The sequence below is a fragment of the Methylobacterium sp. EM32 genome, from assembly GCF_040593685.1.
In the GTDB taxonomy this organism is placed as follows: Bacteria; Pseudomonadota; Alphaproteobacteria; order Rhizobiales; family Beijerinckiaceae; genus Methylobacterium.
Window position 1 is genome coordinate 54,575 of the sequence record NZ_JBEXZS010000056.1, and the last position, 17,745, is coordinate 72,319.

The following is a 17,745-nucleotide window of genomic DNA, read 5'->3' on the forward strand; positions in this document are numbered from 1 at the left end:
GCGCTCGACCTGCAACCATGGGACACATCATGCGCAGCTTCTTCCACCTGGCCTACAATGTCCGCGACCTGGACGAGACGCGCCGGTTCTACGGCGGCGTGCTCGGCTGTCAGGAAGGGCGGAGCGCGCCGACCTGGGTCGACTTCAATTTCTTCGGCCACGAGATCTCGCTTCACCTCGGCGAGCCGTTCGCGGTGGCCAGCACCGGGCGCGTCGGCGAGCACATGGTGCCGATGCCGCATCTGGGCGTCGCCCTGGAGCTCGAGGACTGGAAGGCGCTCGCCGAGCGGCTGAAGGCCCAGAACGTCGCCTTCGTGCTGGAGCCGATGGTGCGCTTCGAGGGCCAGCCCGGCGAGCAGTGGACGATGTTCTTCCGCGACCCGTCGGGCAATCCCATCGAGATCAAGGGCTTCCGGTCCCTTGACGGGCTGTTCCAGGCACACTGAACCGTTGGGGCACCTCCTTGCCCGTATTCAATCACCGATAGCATAGCTTGCAACGCGCCGACTCAGTCGAGTCGGCGCGATATTGCCGTTCATTCGCTAATGAGAAGTATTTTTCTAGCAAAAAGCAAGTACGGCTTCTTTCCATCCTGGCACGAATATTGCCAGCGGTCCGATGCCAAAAATGGACAATCGTCCATAACCTAGGGGGCATACGATATGATGACGGACACTACACGGAACACCGCGCCGATTGCCGGCGAAAGCGCACCCGATCCTTATCGCAAGGTGATGTTCCGGCTGATCCCGCTCTTGATGCTGTGCTACGTCGCGGCATTCCTGGATCGCGTGAATGTCGGCTTCGCGAAGCTGACGATGCTCGGCGATCTGGGATTCAGCGAAGCGGCCTACGGCTTCGGCGCCGGGCTCTTCTTCATCGGATATTTCTTCTTCGAAACCCCGAGCAACCTGCTGATGCATCGCATCGGCGCGCGCTTGACGCTCTCGCGCATCATGATCCTGTGGGGGCTCATCTCGGGTGCCTTCGCCTTCGTGCAGACCGAATGGCACTTCTATACGCTGCGCTTCCTGCTCGGCGCCGCCGAGGCGGGATTCTATCCCGGCGTGATCCTGTATCTCACCTACTGGTTCCCGGCCGTGCGGCGGGCCCGGGTCGTCGCCCTGTTCATCTGCGCCATTCCCCTGTCCGGGCTCATCGGCGGACCGCTGTCCGGCTACATCCTCGAGACGTTCCACACCGTCGGCGGCTTCCGCGGCTGGCAGTGGCTGTTCCTGATCGAGGCCCTCCCCTCCGTGATCCTGGGCGTCGTGGTCCTGTTCTTCCTCGACGACAATCCCGCCAAGGCCCGCTGGCTGACGGCGGCGGAGAAGAGCGTCATCGAGGCCGACATCCGCGGGGACGCGCCGAAATCGGCCAAGCCTGCCGGCCTGTCCGGCGTCTTGTCGGGGATCGTGGCGCTGCTGTCGATCATCGCATTCTGCCAAGCGATTGGGCAGTATGGCTTGTCGTTCTGGCTGCCGACGCTCATCGCGCAGGCAGGCGTGAAGGGTCCGCTCGCCATCGGCCTGTTCAGCGCCATTCCGTTCGGCGTCGCGATCGTCTGCATGCTGCTGACCGCCCGGAGCTCGGACCGGCACAACGAGCGCCGCTGGCACCTGGTCGTCCCGTTCCTGGTCGGCGCCCTCGGCCTGGCCACGAGCACGCTGTTTACCGGCAACGTCACCGCCTCGCTGATCGCGCTCTGCGTGGCGGCTGCGGGGTGCTACACCGTGACGGCCCTGTTCTGGATCCTCCCGCCGCTGTTCCTGAGTGGCGTCGAGGCGGCCGCGGGCATCGCCGTGATCAACTCCATCGGGGCGATCGCCGGCTTCGTCAGCCCGTTCGCCGTCGGCTGGATCCGGGAAACGACGCACAGCACCAATGGCGGCATGCTGGCGACGAGCGCCTTCATGATCCTCGGCGCCGTGCTCACGATGATGATGCCGCAATGGAAGGGCGGACGCCGCTGAGCGGTCGCGCCTGACGCGACCGTTCGAGGACACGATCCTGGTCCGCCCGCGACCTCATCCTGAGGCGCCGGCGATCAGGTGTCGAAGAGATCGGTTCCGAACGATCACGGGAGCGGAGAATGCGACGGCGCCCCCGGACGGGTTCGTCCGGGGGCGCCGAATGACGTCAGCGTGTCGCGGAGCGGGCGCTACCGCGCCGGCTCCGGCTCGCCATGGTGGTCGTCCACCCCGCGCCAGCGGTTGATCCGGATCGAGATGTTGCGGATCACCACGTAGAAGACCGGGGTCAGGAACAGGCCGAAGATCGTCGCCCCGAGCATGCCGAACAGCACCGCGGTGCCGAGCGCCTGCCGCATCTCGGCGCCGGGGCCGGTGGCGAAGGCGAGCGGCACCACGCCGAGGATGAACGCGAAGGCGGTCATCAGGATCGGCCGCAGGCGAAGCCGGCACGCCTCGACGGCCGCCGCCACGGGCCCGCGGCGCTCGCTCTCCTCGATCTGGTGCGCGAACTCGACGATCAGGATCGCGTTCTTGGCAGCCAGACCGATGAGCACGATCAGGCCGATCTGGGTCAGGATGTTGTTGTCCTGAGCCCGGAACTGCACGCCGGCCAAGGCCGCGAGCACGCCGGTCGGCACCACGAGCAGGATCGAGAGTGGCAGCGCCCAGGATTCGTACTGCGCGGCCAGCACCAGGAAGACCAGGAGCACGCCGAGGGCGAAGACGTAGATCGCCGTGTTGCCGACCGCCTTCTCCTGGAAGGCGATCTCGGTCCATTCGAAGCTCATGCCGTCGGGCAGGGTCTGCCGGGCGAGTTTCTCCATCGATGCGAGGGACTGGCCCGAGGACACGCCCGGCCGCGAATCGCCCTGCACCGGAACCGAGTAGTACAGGTTGTAGCGCTGGACGATCTGTGGGCCCGAGATGTCGCGGATGCTGGCGAGCGTCCCCATCGGCACGAGCGCGCCGGTGGAGGAGCGCACCTTCAGCCGCTCGATGTCCTCTTTCTCCATCCGGTACTTGGCGTCGGCCTGGGCCCGGACCTGGTAGATGCGCCCGAAGGTGTTGAAGTCGTTGACGTAGGCGCCGCCGAGATTGACCTGCAGCGTCGAGAACACGTTGGCGAGCGGCACGTTCAGCATCCGCGCCACCGTGCGGTCGATGTCGAGGTAGATCTGCGGCGTGTCGTTGCCGAAGGTGGTGAAGACGCGGGTCAGCGCCGGGTCGCGGTTGGCCGCGCCGATCAGGTCGCCCGAGACCTGGAGCAGGCGGGCGATGTCCGAGCCCTCGCGGCTCTGCACCTGCATCTTGAAGCCACCGGCATTGCCGAGGCCCCGCACCGGCGGCGGCGGGATCGCGATGATGCGCGCCTCCTGCATCGGCGCGGTCTTGGCGAGCACGTCCTGGAGGATCTTGCCGGCGGTGCGGCCCTTGGCGAGGCGCTCGGCGAAGGGCTTGAGCGGCAGGAACATCACCGCGCCGTTGGTGGTGTTGGTGAAGGTCGCGCCGTCGAAGCCCGCGATGACGACGGTGTTGCCAACGCCGTCGATGTCGAGGGAGCGGCGCGACACCTCCTGGACCACCGCGGTGGTGCGCTCCAGCGCCGAGCCCGGCGGCAATTGCACCACCACCAGCAGGTAGCCCTGGTCCTGGAGCGGGATGAAGCCCGTCGGCGTGGTGCGCACCAGATGCAGCACGCCGTAGATGACGCCGGCATAGAGCAGGAGCATCGCCAGCAGCGGCACCAGCCGCCCGGTGAGGAAGCGGATCGTCGCCGCGTAGGCGTTCGCCGTCGCGTCGAAGGCCCGGTTGAAGGTGTTGGCCGCCCAGGCCCCGAAGCGGGCCAGGAAGAAGCGGGGCCGGTGATGCTCGGAATGGGGCTTCAGCAGCAGCTTGCAGAGCGCCGGCGACAGCGTCAGCGAGTTGAACATTGAGATGATGGTCGAGGCCGCGATGGTCAGCGCGAACTGCCGGTAGAACTGGCCCGAGATGCCCGGGATGAAGGCGGTCGGGATGAACACCGCCGACAGCACGAGGGCGATGGCGACGACCGCGCCGCCGACCTCGTCCATGGTCTTGTGGGCCGCCTCGCCGGGCGAGAGCCCCTCGGCCATGTTGCGCTCGACGTTCTCCACCACCACGATCGCGTCGTCGACCACGATGCCGATGGCCAGCACGAGGCCGAACAGCGTCAGGTTGTTGAGCGAGAAGCCGAGCAGCGCCATCACCGCGAAGGTGCCGACGAGCGAGACGGGAATCGCGATGATCGGGATGATCGCGGTGCGCCAGCTCTGCAGGAAGACCAGGATCACCACCACGACGAGGACGATCGCCTCGCCGAGGGTCTTGTAGACCTCGTGCACCGACTCGGCGATGAACTCGGTCGGGTTGTAGGCGATCCGGTATTCGAGGCCGGGCGGGAAGTCCTTCGACAGGGTCTTCATCAGCGCCTGGACCTGCTCGGCCGCCTCCAGCGCGTTGGTGCCCGGGCGCTGGAACACGCCGATGCCGATCGCCGGCTGGCCGTTGAGGAACGATTTCGTCGTGTAGTCCTTCTGGCCGAGCTCGACCCGCGCGATGTCGGAGATGCGCACCAGGCGCCCCTCCGACGCCTTGACGATCACCTTGCGGAACTCGCTCGGATCCTGGAAGCGGCCTTGCGTCTGGACCGTCAGCTGGAACGCCTGGGTCGAGGGGGCCGGCGGAGCGCCGAGAGCACCGGAGGCGACCTGGACGTTCTGCTCCTGCAGCGCGTTGATCACGTCGGTGGTCGAGAGCTGGTAGGAGGCGAGCTTGTTCGGGTCGAGCCAGAGCCGCAGCGCGTATTCCGAGCCGCCGAACACCGTGATGTCGCCGACGCCGTTGAGGCGCAGGAGCGGATCGCGCAGGCGCAGGTAGATGTAGTTGGCGAGGTAGTTCTGGTCGAAGGTGCCGTCGGGCGACAGCACGTGCACGACCATCATCAGGTCGGGCGAGGACTTGCGGACCGTGACGCCGAGGTTGCGCACGTCGCCGGGCAGGCGCGGCTGGGCGACCGAGAGCCGGTTCTGGACCAGCACGTTGGCGATGTCGAGGTTGGTGCCGAGCGCGAAGGTGACGGTCAGCTGCATGTTGCCGTCGTTGGTCGACAGCGACGACATGTACAGCATGTTGTCGACGCCGTTGATCTCCTGCTCGATCGGCGTCGCGATGGTGGCCGCCACGGTCTCGGCGTTGGCGCCCGGATAGGAGGCGCGCACCACCACGGTCGGCGGCACGATCTCGGGATACTGCGAGACCGGCAGCGAGATGTACGAGACGTAGCCGATGATCAGGATGACGATCGAGGTCACCGAGGCGAAGATCGGCCGGTCGACGAAGAAATGGGCAAAACGCATCGGTGGGCCTCTCGCGCCCCTTAACCTGGGCGTGGCGCTCCCGGTCGGGGCGCTGGCGTCCTGATGGAAGCGCCGCCCGGACGGGCGGCGCGTGTCTGGTTACTCGCGGACCGGCGGCAGGTCCTTGCGCTCGGGCGTGATCTTGGCGCCCGGGCGCACCCGGGTCAGGCCGACGATCACGATGGTCTCGTCGCCCTTCAGCCCGTCGCGCACCACGCGATAGCCGTCGATCTTCGGGCCGGGGCGGATGTTGCGCGGCTGGACCACGTTGTCGTCGCCGACGACGTAGACGAGGCGCTTGTCCTGGTTGGCGCCGATCGCCTCGTCGGGGATCAGCACGCCGCGATAGGGCTTCGAGGCCGGCATGCTGACGATGCCGAACAGGCCCGGCTTGATGAAGCGGTCCGGATTCTCGACCGTGGCGCGCAGGAGCACCGTGCCGGTCGCCTCGTCGACCCGGTTGTCGACGAAGTTGAGTACGCCCTTGCGGGTGGGCTTCGCCTCGCCGGTCAGCGCCACCAGGATCGGCACGGTGTGCTCGTTCTGGGTCGCCCCCATGCCGATGCGCAGGGTCCCCTGATAGGCCAGGAACGAGCGCTCATCGACCGTGAACGAGAAGTAGATCGGGTCGAGGGAGACGATCGTGGTCAGCATCGTCTGGTCTGTGATGACGATGTTGCCCTCGGTGACGTTGCGCTGCGAGATCCGCCCGTCGATCGGCGAGCGCACCTCGGTGAAGTCGTAGTTGAGCTGGGCCTGGCGCAGGGCCGCGGTGGCGTTGTCGACGTCGGCCTGGGCCGTCAGCGAGTTCTGCCGGCGCTGGTCGGTGACCTGCTCGGAGATGTTGCCGGAGCGGCTCAGGGTCTGGGCGCGTTCGAGGTCGGTCTGGGTGAAGTTCAGCCGGGCCTTGGCCGAATCGAGGGCGGCCTGCGCCTGGTCGAGGGCCGCCTTGTACGGGCGCCGGTCGATGGTGAAGAGCAGGTCGCCCTTCTTCACCACGGCGCCGTCCTGGAAGTGGATCTTCTGCAGGTAGCCGGTGACCCGGGCCCGCACCTCGACGTACTCGATCGCGTTGAAGCGGCCGGTGAAGTCGTCGTGCTCCACCACCTCCTTGACCACGGGCTTGGCGACCGTGACCGTCGGGGGCGGCCCGCCGGGAGCCTGGGCCCGCGCCGGGATACCGGCCATCAGCAGGAGCGCCGGGATCACCGCCGCCAGCCTCAGCCTGCGCATACTCACTCTCCCGCTCATCTCGTGCATGCGGCCCCTCGGACGCGCGAAGAGACGGGCCGGGGCCCATCCGCGTCGAGGGGTGGCCTTGAACGGGAACCGCGCCGCCCTCGGCGCGGCCCTCCCGGGGCCTGAAGGATGTCGAACCGCCCGCGGGCGGTGTTGATGTGTCAGCTAGTCCACGGTCTCGCCGGCATTGGCCCAGTCCTTGAACCCGCCGGCATAATGCTCCGAGAGGGGGATGCCCTGGCTCTGGAGGTACTGCAGCGCCCGTGCCGAGCGCACGCCGGCGGCGCAGGACAGGACCGGCCGGCGGCCATCCGCGGCGATCATGGCCTGCAGCCGCTCGACGTCGAAGCTCGACAGCGGAAAGGAGACGGAGCCCGGAATGTGGCCCGCCTCGAACTCGTTGGGCTCGCGCACGTCGATCAGCAGGACGGATCCGTCCGCCAGGCCGCTCTTCACCGCATCCCGGTCCCAGTCGACGATCGCCATTGTCTCACCCGAAGCGTCGACCCAGCGCCGACCCACGATCATAATCGGCGCGCCCGACACTTGTCACCGCGACGCGACGGAGCGGTGACGAATGCGATAAATCATCATCGCTCAGCGTTGCAAGAGCGGTCATCCCGGGACCGGGGGTCGTCTTGTGCGCTGCCGCACAAGCTGGATTCGGCTTCGCCGCCGCCGCTGTGTAGGAACGCCGCGATTGCGTCCCGACGGCTGGGACTTCATCGTTCAAGATGTCATCGTTCAAGGTGTCAATGCGCCCCCATCCCGTCGCCCTCGATCTCACCCGCCTCGTCACCCGCCTGCGCCACGCGAGCCCGACCGGGATCGACCGGGTCGAGCTCGCCTATGCCCGGCATCTCCTGGACCAGCCCGGCCCGCGGTTCGGCGTGGTCTCGACGCCGTTCGGCCCGAAGGTGCTCGACCGGGCGCAGATGGCCGGCCTCGTCGAGGCGGCCCTGGTGTCCTGGACCGAGGAGGTCGCGGTCGGCGACGACTCGGTCTATCGCGACCTCGCCGGCCGGCTCGGACTACCCATGCCGCCGGCGGGTTCGGGCGCCGCGAGGCTCGACGGGACGCGAGCGCGCCGCGAGCGGCAGCTCCGGGCCTGGCTCGCGGCCTTCCGGGCGCCGGGCCCGGAGCGCGTGCCGATGAACGCGATCTACCTCCACGCCTCGCACCTGCGCCTCGACAAGCCGGCGCGGTTCGACTGGCTGTACGACCGGCCCGACATCCGGCCGGTCTTCTTCGTCCACGACCTGATCCCGATCGAGTATCCCGAATACGGCCGCCCCGGCGAGGCCGAGCGGCACAGGGTGCGGATGGAGACGGTGGCGCGCCACGCGCAAGGCATCCTGGTGAACTCGGCCGATGTGGCGGGGCGCTTTTCCGCCTATCTCGCCGGCCAGGGGCGCCGGGTACCGCCGATCACCGTCGGGCCGCTCGGGATCGAGGCCGCGTTCCATCGGACACCGTCATCGGCTCCGACCCGGCCGTTCTTCCTCGTCTGCGGCACGATCGAGCCGAGGAAGAACCTCATCGGGCTTCTCAGCACCTGGCGTGAGCTCGCCGCGCGGCACGGCGAGGCGACGCCGCGCCTCGTCGTCGTCGGACGCCGGGGTTGGGAGAGCGAGAACGTGATCGACCTCCTGGAGCGCTGCCCGGCGGTGCGCGCGCACGTCGTCGAGGCCGCGGGCCTCTCGACCGCCGGGCTGGTGGAGCTGATGGGCCACGCCACCGCGCTCCTGATGCCCTCCTTCACCGAGGGCTACGGGCTGCCGGTGCTGGAAGCCGCGGCGAGCGGCCTGCCGGTCGTCGCCTCCGACATCCCGGTCCACCGCGAGATCGCCGGCGGCTTCGCCGAGTTCCTGCACCCGCTCGACGGGCTCGGCTGGATGCGGGTGGTGGAGGACCTGGCGGCGCCGGGGTCGGGGCTTCGTACCGCGATGACGGAGCGCCTCGCGGAGTACCGGGCGCCGACCTGGGCCGACCATTTCGCGCGGGTCGAGCCGGCGCTGGCGGCGCTGGCGGGGTAAGGCTGCGGGGCGGTTTTGCGCCGGGGCTGCCGCAAGGCTAAGGTTGCGGGACGATGTCACCATGGCCGTCCCGCTCCCTTCGGGTGCCGGGTCGGGCGCGGCTCCCCTCTCCCACACGGGAGAGGGGAGCCCGCGCTTCACCCGGCGCCGGACGGTGCGGCCTCGGCCCCGACCGGATCCGCCGATGACCGACTCCCCCTACCCCCGCGACCTCGTCGGCTACGGCCGCACCCCACCGCACGCGCGCTGGCCGGACGGCGCCCGCATCGCGGTCCAGTTCGTCATCAACTACGAGGAGGGCGGCGAGAACTGCCTGCTCCACGGCGACCGGGCCTCGGAGGCGTTCCTGTCGGAGATCGTCGGCGCGCAGGCCTGGCCCGGCCAACGCCACATGAGCATGGAATCGATCTACGAATACGGTTCGCGGGTCGGGTTCTGGCGTCTGCACAGGCTCTTCACCGAGCGTGGGATGCCGGTGACGGTCTACGGCGTCGCCACCGCCCTCCAGCGCAACCCGGATGCTGTCGCCGCGATGCGCGAGGCCGGCTGGGAGATCGCCTGCCACGGCCTCAAGTGGATCGACTACCGCGACTTCTCCTACGAGGAGGAGAAGGCCCACATGAGCGAGGCGATCCGGATCCACACCGAGGTGACCGGCGAGCGTCCGCTCGGCTGGTACACGGGGCGGACCTCGGAGAACACCCTGCGGCTGGTAATGGAGGAGGGCGGCTTCCTCTACTCGGCGGATTCCTACGCCGACGACCTGCCCTACTGGGTCGAGGGCCCGCGGGCGCCCCAGCTCGTCGTGCCCTACACGCTCGACTCCAACGACATGCGGTTCGCCACCCCGCAGGGATTCAACGCCGGCGACCAGTTCTACTCGTACCTGCGCGATTCCTTCGACGTGCTCTACGCCGAGGGCGCCGAGACGCCCCGGATGCTGTCAATCGGCCTGCATTGCCGCCTCGTCGGCCGGCCCGGGCGCATCGCGGCGCTCGCCCGCTTCCTCGACCACGTGGCGGCGCATGACGACGTCTGGGTGACCCGCCGCATCGACATCGCCCGGCACTGGGCGAGAACGCACGCGCCGGCCGGCCTGACCCCGAGCCGGATGGGCCGCGCCCTGTTCGTGGAAAACTTCGGCGACGTGTTCGAGCACTCGCCCTGGGTGGCCGAGGGCGCCGTTGCCGCCGGGCTCTCGGGCATGCAGGACTCGGCCGACGGGCTGCATGCCGCGATGGTCGAGGTGATGCGGGCGGCCGAGCCGGAGCGGCAACTCGCCCTCATCCGCGCCCATCCCGACCTCGCCGGCCGGGTGGCGGCGGCCGACCTCGCGCCCGAGTCCCGCGCCGAGCAGGCCTCGGCCGGGCTCGACGCCCTCGACGAGGCCGGCCGCGCCCGCTTTCTCGACCTCAACGAGCGCTACCGCACCCGCCACGGCTTTCCGTTCGTGATGGCGGTGCGGGGCAAGAGCCCGGACGAAATTCTTTCCCAGCTCGCCGAGCGCCTCGACAATCCGCCCGAGGCGGAGCGGGCCCGGGCGCTCGCCGAGATCGAGACCATCGCACTGCTGCGGTTGAAGCAGCGGCTGCCGTCGCTGCCGGACGTGTTTTCGGCGACGGCGTGAGGCGCTCTACCGAGGCCTGAAACCCTCCGTGTCATCCCGGGGCCGCGCAGCGGAACCCGGGATCCATAACCGCCGACAGTTCAGGAAGAAGCGAAACGCGTCGAGCCGGGTTCTGCATCGTCAGCGGTTATGGATCCCGGGTTCTCGCCTGCGGCGAGCCTCGGGATGACCCTGTGAGGTGGAAACAGAGTGTGAAGACACATGCTCCTACCAGCTTAGGTCTCGAACCGCTCCGCTCGCCCATGCGGCGCGTCGTAATCCAGCACCGGCCCGAGCGGGACGATCCCGGTCGGATTGATGGTCGGGTGGCTCTCGTAATAGTGCCGCTTGATGTGGGTCAGGTTCACCGTCGGGGCGATGCCGGGGGTCTGGTAGAGGTCGCGCAGGTAGGGCGCGAGGTTCGGATAGTCGGCGATCCGGCGCAGGTTGCACTTGAAGTGCCCGACATAGACCGGATCGAACCGCACCAGCGTCGTGAACAGCCGGATGTCGGCCTCGGTCAGGCGATCGCCCATCAGGTAGCGGCCGCGATCGAGGCGGGCGTCGAGGGCGTCGAGTTCCTCGAAGAGCGCCGTCACCGCCTCCTCGTAAGCCTCCTGGCGCGTCGCGAAGCCGGCCTTGTAGACGCCGTTATTGACCCGGTCGTAGACCCGGGCATTGAGCGCATCGATCTCGGGACGCAGGTCCTCCGGGTAGAGGTCCGGTCCGCTGCCGCCGAACGCGCCATTCAGCATCCGGATGATCTCGGCCGATTCGTTCGATACGATCGTGCCGCGCGCCTTGTCCCACAGGACCGGCACGGTGACCCGGCCGGTATGGTGGGGATCGGCCTTCAGGTAGACCTCGTAGAGCCGGGTCGCGCCGTTGAGCGTGTCCGGCCCGGCGCCCGGGCTGTCGCCGAACACCCAGCCCTCGGCGCCCATATGCGGATCGACCACCCCGACCGAGACCGCGTCCTCGAGCCCCTTGAGGGCCCGCACGATCAGGGTGCGGTGCGCCCACGGGCAGGCGAGGGAGACGTAGAGGTGGTAGCGCCCCGCCTCCGCCGGAAAGCCCCCCTCCCCGCTCGGGCCGGCTCGCCCGTCGGGCGTGACCCAGTTGCGGAAGGCAGCGTCCTTGCGCACGAAGCGCCCGCCGGTCTCCTTGGTGTCGTACCATTGGTCGTGCCAGACGCCGTCGACCAGAAGCCCCATCGCGCCCTCCTCACCCGCCGTCGGCGTCAATCCACCCGCGTCCACATCTGCTTCTTGCAGATCAGCCCGCCGAGCACGCAGCCCGACAGTTCGAGCACGTTCGGCCCCTTCATGGCGAGCTTGCCCGAATAGGTCTTGCCGTCACGAAAGTTGTAGAGCGAGCCCTCCCAGCCCGCGCCGGCCGGGCGCATGTCGCGGCTGAGCGCCACGCCGACGAGGCTGCGGCCGCGTAAGCCGGGATCGGGGTTGTTCACGTCCTTGGTCTCGCCGGCCAGCACCTTGGAGATGACGCCGCAATAGGCGGCGCCGCAGCGGCTGATGCGGATCTGCGAATCGCCTCCGGGCGTGAGCCAGGTACCGAGGGGCTGGGGACCCGCCTGCGCGTGGGCGAGAGCCGGGGCGCAGGCGAGGAAGAGAGCGGCGAGACGGACGGGACGCAACGGCACGGGCTCCGGGTGAGCGAATCGAAGCCCCGACCTAGCGCCTTCGCGCCCGTCCCGCCATGCGGTCAGGCGGTCACGCGACGAGTTCCGGGAACGGCACGATGGTGGATTTCACCGTCTTCATCGCCATCGCATCCTGCACCGCCTGCGACACGCCCTCCTGCGTGAACGGATAGACCGTCTGCATCTCGAGCCACGGATATTTGTCCCGGGCGCGGTAGAGCATGTCGACGCCGAGCGGCAGGTCGTTACCGGTGAAGGCCCAGGAGCCGAGCACGTTCAGGTCCTTGGAGCAGATCCGGTGCCAGGAGGTCTCGATCTTCCCCGCATCGGTGAACTGGCCCATCTCGACATAGGTACCGCCGTCGCGCAGGAACTCGATGCCCTCGGGCCCGGCACTCGGGTGGCCGGAGCAATCCATCACGAGGTCGGCGCCGAACCCGCCGACGATCTCGCGCACCGCCGCGATGCGGGCTTCGGGCGTCGTGACCTTCGTGATGTCGACGGTGGCCTCGGCGCCGAACTTGCGGGCGAGCGCGAGGCGCGGCTCCTCCGGCGCGCCGACGCAGATCACCCGGCCGGCCCCCATCTCCTGGGCTGCCGCCACCGCCAGGATGCCGATCGGCCCGGAGCCCTGGATCACCACCGTGTCGCCCCACTTGAACCCGCCGGCCCGCGTCGCCCGGTTGAAGGCGCGGATGCAGGAGGTCAGCGGCTCGGACAGCGCACCGAGGCGAAGCGACATGTCGTCGGGCAATTTGTAGACCTTGGTGCCCGGCAGCATCTCAAGGTCGACATAGACGTACTCGGCCCAGCCGCCCCACAGGTGCGGCGCCTTGTCGAAGCCGAGATAGCGCCCGTAATAGACCGGGGTCAGGCACTTGTTGGCCTGCTCCGGGTAGTGGACGCAGTAATAGCAGTGTCCGCAGGGCATCAGCGGCGGGATCATCACCTTCGATCCGACCTGGAGCGGCTTCTCCATGAAGTCGGCGGTGAACTCGTCGCCCTTCTCGACGATGACGCCGCCGATCTCGTGACCGAGCGTGAAGGGCCACGGCAGGGGCTTCGGCCAATGGCCCTTGAGGATGTGCTGGTCGGTGCCGCAGACGCCGCAGGCCCCCACCTTGATCAGCGCGGCCTTGCGCGGAACCTTCGGCCAGGGCACCGATTGGATGACCGGCTCCGCCCCGGGGCCTGCGAACGTCGCGACGCGGATCTCTGGCTTGCTCATCGGCGCTTCCTCGGCTGGCTGTTTTGGCGCGGCGCAGGGCCGCGGGCCGGATCGTGGTCCGGCCGCCCCCACCCTAGCATCGTATTCGGATTGCGCATCCCAATCGGGCACGATCGATGACGGGGGACGAGCATGGCCGAGGTGACGACCGCGCGCCGCGGCTGGATCGACGCCGTGCTGGAGCGGATCGAGCCGCCGCCGCTCTCCTCCTGGGCCTACGCAGTGCGGATCTGGCTCGCCATGATGCTGGCGCTCTATGCCGGGTTCTGGCTCCAACTCGAGAGCGCCTCGTCGGCCGCCGTCACGGTGGCGATCCTCGCCCAACCCCGGCGCGGGCAGGCCCTGTCGAAGGCGGCCTACCGCTTCCTCGGCACGGTGATCGGCTTCGCGGTCGCGATCCTGTTCGCCGCCCTGTTCGCGCAGGACCGGGTCGAGATGCTGGTCGCCTTCGCGACCTGGATGGGGCTGTGCGTCTTCGTCGCCAACTACCTGCAGGGCACCAAGGCCTACGGCGCCATGCTGTCGGGCTACACGGTGGCGATCATCGCGATCAACAACATCGACGCGCCGCAATCGGTGTTCGCCACCGGCGTCGAGCGGGTCGCCGCGATCACGCTCGGCATCGTGTCGATCACCTTCATCAACGACGCGCTCAGCGCGCCGTACGTCTTCCCCGAGCTCAGCGCCGGCATGGCCAAGGCCCGCGACGCGGTCCGGGACTTCGTCCGGAAGGCGGTGCGGGACGGCGATCCGGGCCCGGAGGACGCCGCCGACGCGATGCGCCTCGTGGCCGCGCCCCGCGACGCGATCGGAGTGGTGGCGACGGAGTTCCATGACGGCGAGAACCGGGCGGCGGGGGCGCGGAGCGCCGTGGCGGCCCTGTTCGCGTCGGTGGCAGCGGCCCGCTCCTTCGCGCTGGCGGTGGCGCGCTCGGGCGACCCCGACGACCTGCGGACGACGGTGCTCGCCGGCCTCGACGGCGACCGCGACGCCCTGCCCGCCCTGGTGGCCCGCCTCGACGCGCTGGCGGCGGGCGATCATGCCGATCCCGATGCCGTGCTGCGGCACCGGCGCGCCATCGACCTCCTGCGCCAGGACCGGCTGGCCGCGGACGGGATCGCGGCCCTGGAGACCGGCCGCGCGCCGCTGCGCGACATGCGCCTGCCGGTGCACCGCGATTTCCCGGACGCAATGCGCAACGCCGCCCGGGTCGTCATCACGATCGCGATCAGCGCGGCCCTGTTCATCCTGAGCGGCTGGCCGGCGACCTCCTCGGCGCTGCTGCAGGTCTCGGCCTTCGCGGCTCTCGCCTCGATCAACCCGAACCCGATCGGCTTCGCCACCGGCGCGCTCTGGGGCATGCCGCTCGCCGCGGCGTGCGCCGGCATCGTCGAGTTCATCGTGCTCGACGGCGGCCAGGGCTTCCCGCTGCTCGCCATCGCGATGGCGCCGGTCATCATCACCGCCTGCCTGCTCAGCCTGCGCCCGGCGACCGCGAGCCTCGGCTTCATCTTGCTGGTGTTCTTCCCGGTCGTGCTGTCGCCGGCCAACCCCCAGCCCTACAATCCGGAATCCTACGTCAACGCCTCGGTGCTGTTCTGCGTCTCCGGGCTGATCCTGTTCCTGGTGATCCGGATCGTGCTGCCGACCACCAACGCCCAGCGCCGGCGCTGGTCGCTGCAAGCCGCCCGGGCCGACGTGATCGAGGCCCTGTCGGGCGAGCCGCAGGAGGCCGACGAGCGGGTCAACCTCGATGCCGACCGCCTGGTGCAATTCGCCGGCTGGGGCGGCACCGCGGGCGCCGTCCGCCGCGCCACCCTGCGCCACGCCTTCGCGCTCGCCGCCCTCGACACCGCCGCGGCGGGCGCGCAGGCCGGCCTCAACCAGCTCGCCGGGATGCCGGCCTATGACGGGGCGGTGCGTCAGGCCCGGGCCGCCCTGCGGCGGGCGGAAGCCGAGTCCTTGCGCGAGGCGGGCAGCGCCCTCCTCACGGCCGCGCGCACGGCACCCGCCGAATCGCGCCGCATCGCAACACGGGTCGTGGCCGACCTCGCCACCGCGTCCTATGTCGTCGAGGGGCAGGGCCGGGTGCTGCGGCGCCTCGACCTGTGGGGGTCGCGCTAGGCCATGTTTCACGAACTGACGATCGGCGGAGTGCTGGTCTCCCCCTTCGTCGTCTATGCGGGCGTCGCCCTGGCGATCCTGCTCTGCCTTCGGCCGCTCCTGCGGCTGATGCGGTTCGAGCGGGTGTTCGCCAACCCGCCCCTCGCCGAGGCGGGGCTCTACGTCTGCATCCTGGCGCTGCTGATCGTGCTAGTCTGAGGAGGGAAACGTGGCGGTCAAGCGGACGACCCGGGGCCGGCGCCTGTTGCGGATCCTCGCCACCGTCGTGGTGCTGGTCCTCGCCGCCGCCGCGGCGCTGATCGTCTGGCAGTACTACGTCACCGCGCCCTGGACCCGGGACGGGCGGGTGCGGGTGCAGGTATCGAGTATCGCCCCCCAGGTCTCGGGCCAGATCACCGAATTGCGCGTCGTCGACAACCAGCTCGTGCGGAAGGGCGACGTGCTCTACGTGATCGACCCGTTCGACTTCAAGGTCGCGCTCGATTCGGCCAAGGCCGACGTCGAGAACCGGGCCGCCGACCTCCAGGTCAAGCGCGCCCAGGCTGCGCGGCGCGAGGCGCTGACCACGGTCTCGACCTCGATCGAGGAGAAGCAGCAATTCGCCGGCACCGCCAAGCAGGCGGAGGCCGCCTTCGCGTCGGCGCAGGCCCAGGCCGCGCAGGCCGAGATCAACCTGAAGCGCACGGAGGTGAGGAGCCCCGTCAACGGCTACGTCACCAACCTGCTCCTGAGGGTCGGCGACTATGCCAGCGCCGGCACCCGCAACATCTCGGTCATCGACGCCGATTCATACTGGATCGACGGCTATTTCGAGGAGACCAAGATGGAGCACATCCGGGTCGGCGACGCCGCAACGGCAGCGTTGATGGGCTATTCCGCGCCGATCCGCGGCCGGGTCGACAGCATCACCCGCGGCATCAGCACCCCGAACGCAGCGGCGAGCACGCAAGGGCTCCCCAGCGTCGATCCGGTCTATACCTGGGTCCGCCTCGCGCAGCGGGTGCCGGTGCGCATCCGCATCGAGGCGGTGCCGCCGGAGATCGCGCTGGTCGCCGGCATGACCGCGACGGTCTCGGTCGGCGCCTATGCCGAGCCCGGCGACCGCCTGCGCGACGTGTTCAGCGCCTTCGTCGACCGCCTCGGCCCCAAACGGCCGGAGGGCGCCGCGGTCGCGCCGGCCGGAATCACCACTACGGTCAAGGGCCCGCACGAGGTCTCGACCCTGCCTGCTCCCGACCAGAAGGCCGCCCCGAGCGCCGACGAGATCGCGCCCGGCATCGCGCCGGGCATCAACGAGGCGCCGGAGACCGCGAAGGACAACCCGTCCCGGGAGCCGCGCGGCTCGCATCGCCAGGGCAATGGCCGCACCGCACGGGATTGACACGCTCCCGCTTCGCACGGCACAGGAGAGGGGCTTCACCGCGCGCGGGCGTGGCGGAATTGGTAGACGCAGCGGACTCAAAATCCGCCGTCCTCACGGATATGTCGGTTCGAGTCCGACCGCCCGCACCACCCTCCTCACAGACCCTGATCTCTCGATCGGCCCCGGGCGACGCCCTCGCCGTCAGGCCGGCTGCGTCAGGCAAGGTCTGCCCGCCGGCTTGCGGTGCTCGCGGAACGCCGCCGTGATGGTGCGCAAGGTCGCCTTCGTCCTCGCGTCGGACAGCGACGAGTGCAGGACGATCTCGTGCGAGGGCAAGGGCGGCAGGCCGAGCTGATCGCCGACCTCGACGGAATCCGCCGGCGCGAGCCGGCACGGAAACGCCGCGACCGCGAGCCCCGCCGAGATGGCCGCCGCGTTGGCGGTGGTGCCGCCGACGAAGACCTCGATCCAGGGAATGCCGGCGCGGTCGAGCAGGCGCGTCGCCGCGTCGCGCACCGCGCAGCAGGGCGAGAGCGTGGCGAGCGGCAACGGCTCGCCCGCGCGCAGCGCGAAGTCCGGTGCGGCGAACCAGCCGAAATGCTCCGGCCCCAGGACTTCCCCTTCGCGCCGGTCGTCGTCGCTGCGGATGATCACGGCGTCGAGGGTCCCACCCTCGAAGGCCTCCATCAGTGCCCAGGAGGTGTCGAGCAGGACCTCGATCGTGAGGGCCGGGTCGAGGCTCTTCAACCGCGCAAGCAGGGTCGGTACCTCCGGCCCCATCACGTGGCTGGCGATGCCGAGCCGGAAACGGCGGCGCGTCACCGTCAGCCCGGCGACGGCCCGCTCATGCGCCGCCAGGAAGTCCTGCGCCGGTCCGATGAAGGTCTCGCCCTGCGCCGACAGCCGCACCTGCCGCGGCGTCCGCTCGATGAGCCGCCGGCCGAGCCGGTCCTCCAGCCGCTTCAGCTTCACGCTCACGGCACCCTGCGTCGTGCCGAGCGCCTCCGCCGCGCGGGTGAAGCTCCGGTGCTCCGCCACCAGCACGAAGGCCCGGACGGCATCCACATCCAGCGTCAGCACGGTCGCCATCCATCGTGTTTCGTTGTCACTGATATAGTTTGCCATCGCGTTGTGTCATG

At 69.5% G+C, this 17,745-nt stretch carries 13 protein-coding genes, 1 tRNA gene and 1 pseudogene; 8 read left to right on the top strand and 7 right to left on the bottom strand.

Features of this window, described 5'->3' with window-relative positions:
• Positions 1-29: 29 nt before the first annotated feature.
• The gene (locus ABZT49_RS08755; protein ID WP_355285412.1) at positions 30-446 is read left to right on the top strand and encodes a VOC family protein; all 417 of its coding nucleotides are present in this window, start codon (positions 30-32) and stop codon (positions 444-446) included.
• A 216-nt stretch (positions 447-662) separates the two neighbouring features.
• Positions 663-1,973, top strand: a complete 1,311-nt coding sequence (locus ABZT49_RS08760) for an MFS transporter (RefSeq protein WP_407943464.1) — start codon at positions 663-665, stop codon at positions 1,971-1,973.
• 188 nt (positions 1,974-2,161) lie between these two features.
• Here the strand turns inward: ABZT49_RS08760 and ABZT49_RS08765 are convergent, their stop codons facing one another.
• The 3 genes from ABZT49_RS08765 to ABZT49_RS08775 all read right to left on the bottom strand — a co-directional run bounded on the left by ABZT49_RS08765 (position 2,162) and on the right by ABZT49_RS08775 (position 7,075).
• The gene (locus ABZT49_RS08765) at positions 2,162-5,350 is read right to left on the bottom strand and encodes a multidrug efflux RND transporter permease subunit (protein ID WP_355285415.1); all 3,189 of its coding nucleotides are present in this window, start codon (positions 5,348-5,350) and stop codon (positions 2,162-2,164) included.
• A 99-nt stretch (positions 5,351-5,449) separates the two neighbouring features.
• Entirely contained in the window at positions 5,450-6,583 is a 1,134-nt protein-coding gene (locus tag ABZT49_RS08770) for an efflux RND transporter periplasmic adaptor subunit (RefSeq protein ID WP_355285417.1), read from the bottom strand.
• Positions 6,584-6,754: 171 nt separating this feature from the next.
• Positions 6,755-7,075 (bottom strand): rhodanese-like domain-containing protein, encoded by a 321-nt coding sequence (locus ABZT49_RS08775; RefSeq protein WP_093568831.1) that lies wholly within the window; start codon positions 7,073-7,075, stop codon positions 6,755-6,757.
• 269 nt (positions 7,076-7,344) lie between these two features.
• On the opposite strand from ABZT49_RS08775, the gene ABZT49_RS08780 reads away from it, so the two are divergent.
• Positions 7,345-8,625, top strand: a complete 1,281-nt coding sequence (locus tag ABZT49_RS08780; protein ID WP_355285419.1) for a glycosyltransferase family 1 protein — start codon at positions 7,345-7,347, stop codon at positions 8,623-8,625.
• A gap of 184 nt (positions 8,626-8,809) precedes the next feature.
• Positions 8,810-10,252, top strand: a complete 1,443-nt coding sequence (puuE, locus tag ABZT49_RS08785) for an allantoinase PuuE (RefSeq protein ID WP_355285420.1) — start codon at positions 8,810-8,812, stop codon at positions 10,250-10,252.
• Positions 10,253-10,467: 215 nt separating this feature from the next.
• On the opposite strand, the gene ABZT49_RS08790 is transcribed toward puuE, so the two are convergent.
• The 3 genes from ABZT49_RS08790 to ABZT49_RS08800 form a co-directional block, all read right to left on the bottom strand.
• A complete protein-coding gene (locus ABZT49_RS08790; protein WP_355285422.1) occupies positions 10,468-11,445 on the bottom strand; it encodes a glutathione S-transferase family protein in 978 nt (325 codons plus the stop codon).
• Between the two features lie 26 nt (positions 11,446-11,471).
• The gene (locus tag ABZT49_RS08795; protein WP_355285424.1) at positions 11,472-11,885 is read right to left on the bottom strand and encodes a DUF2147 domain-containing protein; all 414 of its coding nucleotides are present in this window, start codon (positions 11,883-11,885) and stop codon (positions 11,472-11,474) included.
• Between the two features lie 76 nt (positions 11,886-11,961).
• A complete protein-coding gene (locus ABZT49_RS08800) occupies positions 11,962-13,119 on the bottom strand; it encodes a zinc-binding dehydrogenase (protein ID WP_355285426.1) in 1,158 nt (385 codons plus the stop codon).
• Positions 13,120-13,251: 132 nt separating this feature from the next.
• Here ABZT49_RS08800 and ABZT49_RS08805 point away from each other — a divergent pair, with 132 nt between their 5' ends.
• From ABZT49_RS08805 to ABZT49_RS08820, 4 genes and pseudogenes are all read left to right on the top strand, one after another.
• Entirely contained in the window at positions 13,252-15,243 is a 1,992-nt protein-coding gene (locus tag ABZT49_RS08805) for an FUSC family protein (protein ID WP_355285427.1), read from the top strand.
• Positions 15,244-15,246: 3 nt separating this feature from the next.
• Entirely contained in the window at positions 15,247-15,441 is a 195-nt protein-coding gene (locus ABZT49_RS08810; protein WP_355285428.1) for a DUF1656 domain-containing protein, read from the top strand.
• 10 nt (positions 15,442-15,451) lie between these two features.
• Positions 15,452-16,324, top strand: a pseudogene (locus tag ABZT49_RS08815) (efflux RND transporter periplasmic adaptor subunit); the annotation flags it as partial.
• Positions 16,325-16,668: 344 nt separating this feature from the next.
• Positions 16,669-16,755: transfer RNA gene (locus ABZT49_RS08820), tRNA-Leu, on the top strand.
• Between the two features lie 52 nt (positions 16,756-16,807).
• On the opposite strand, the gene ABZT49_RS08825 is transcribed toward ABZT49_RS08820, so the two are convergent.
• Positions 16,808-17,695, bottom strand: coding sequence for a LysR family transcriptional regulator (locus tag ABZT49_RS08825; RefSeq protein WP_355285430.1), 888 nt, complete (start codon positions 17,693-17,695; stop codon positions 16,808-16,810).
• Between the last annotated feature and the right edge of the window lie 50 nt (positions 17,696-17,745).

Bases quoted from the DNA above. Each gene is read 5' to 3' on its own strand.
- ABZT49_RS08755 (WP_355285412.1), top strand. From the start codon at position 30: ATGCGCAGCTTCTTCCACCTGGCCTACAATGTCCGCGACCTGGACGAG.
- ABZT49_RS08760 (WP_407943464.1), top strand. From the start codon at position 663: ATGATGACGGACACTACACGGAACACCGCGCCGATTGCCGGCGAAAGC.
- ABZT49_RS08765 (WP_355285415.1), bottom strand. From the start codon at position 5,350: ATGCGTTTTGCCCATTTCTTCGTCGACCGGCCGATCTTCGCCTCGGTG.
- ABZT49_RS08770 (WP_355285417.1), bottom strand. From the start codon at position 6,583: ATGCGCAGGCTGAGGCTGGCGGCGGTGATCCCGGCGCTCCTGCTGATG.
- ABZT49_RS08775 (WP_093568831.1), bottom strand. From the start codon at position 7,075: ATGGCGATCGTCGACTGGGACCGGGATGCGGTGAAGAGCGGCCTGGCG.
- ABZT49_RS08780 (WP_355285419.1), top strand. From the start codon at position 7,345: ATGCGCCCCCATCCCGTCGCCCTCGATCTCACCCGCCTCGTCACCCGC.
- puuE (WP_355285420.1), top strand. From the start codon at position 8,810: ATGACCGACTCCCCCTACCCCCGCGACCTCGTCGGCTACGGCCGCACC.
- ABZT49_RS08790 (WP_355285422.1), bottom strand. From the start codon at position 11,445: ATGGGGCTTCTGGTCGACGGCGTCTGGCACGACCAATGGTACGACACC.
- ABZT49_RS08800 (WP_355285426.1), bottom strand. From the start codon at position 13,119: ATGAGCAAGCCAGAGATCCGCGTCGCGACGTTCGCAGGCCCCGGGGCG.
- ABZT49_RS08805 (WP_355285427.1), top strand. From the start codon at position 13,252: ATGGCCGAGGTGACGACCGCGCGCCGCGGCTGGATCGACGCCGTGCTG.
- ABZT49_RS08810 (WP_355285428.1), top strand. From the start codon at position 15,247: ATGTTTCACGAACTGACGATCGGCGGAGTGCTGGTCTCCCCCTTCGTC.
- ABZT49_RS08825 (WP_355285430.1), bottom strand. From the start codon at position 17,695: ATGGCGACCGTGCTGACGCTGGATGTGGATGCCGTCCGGGCCTTCGTG.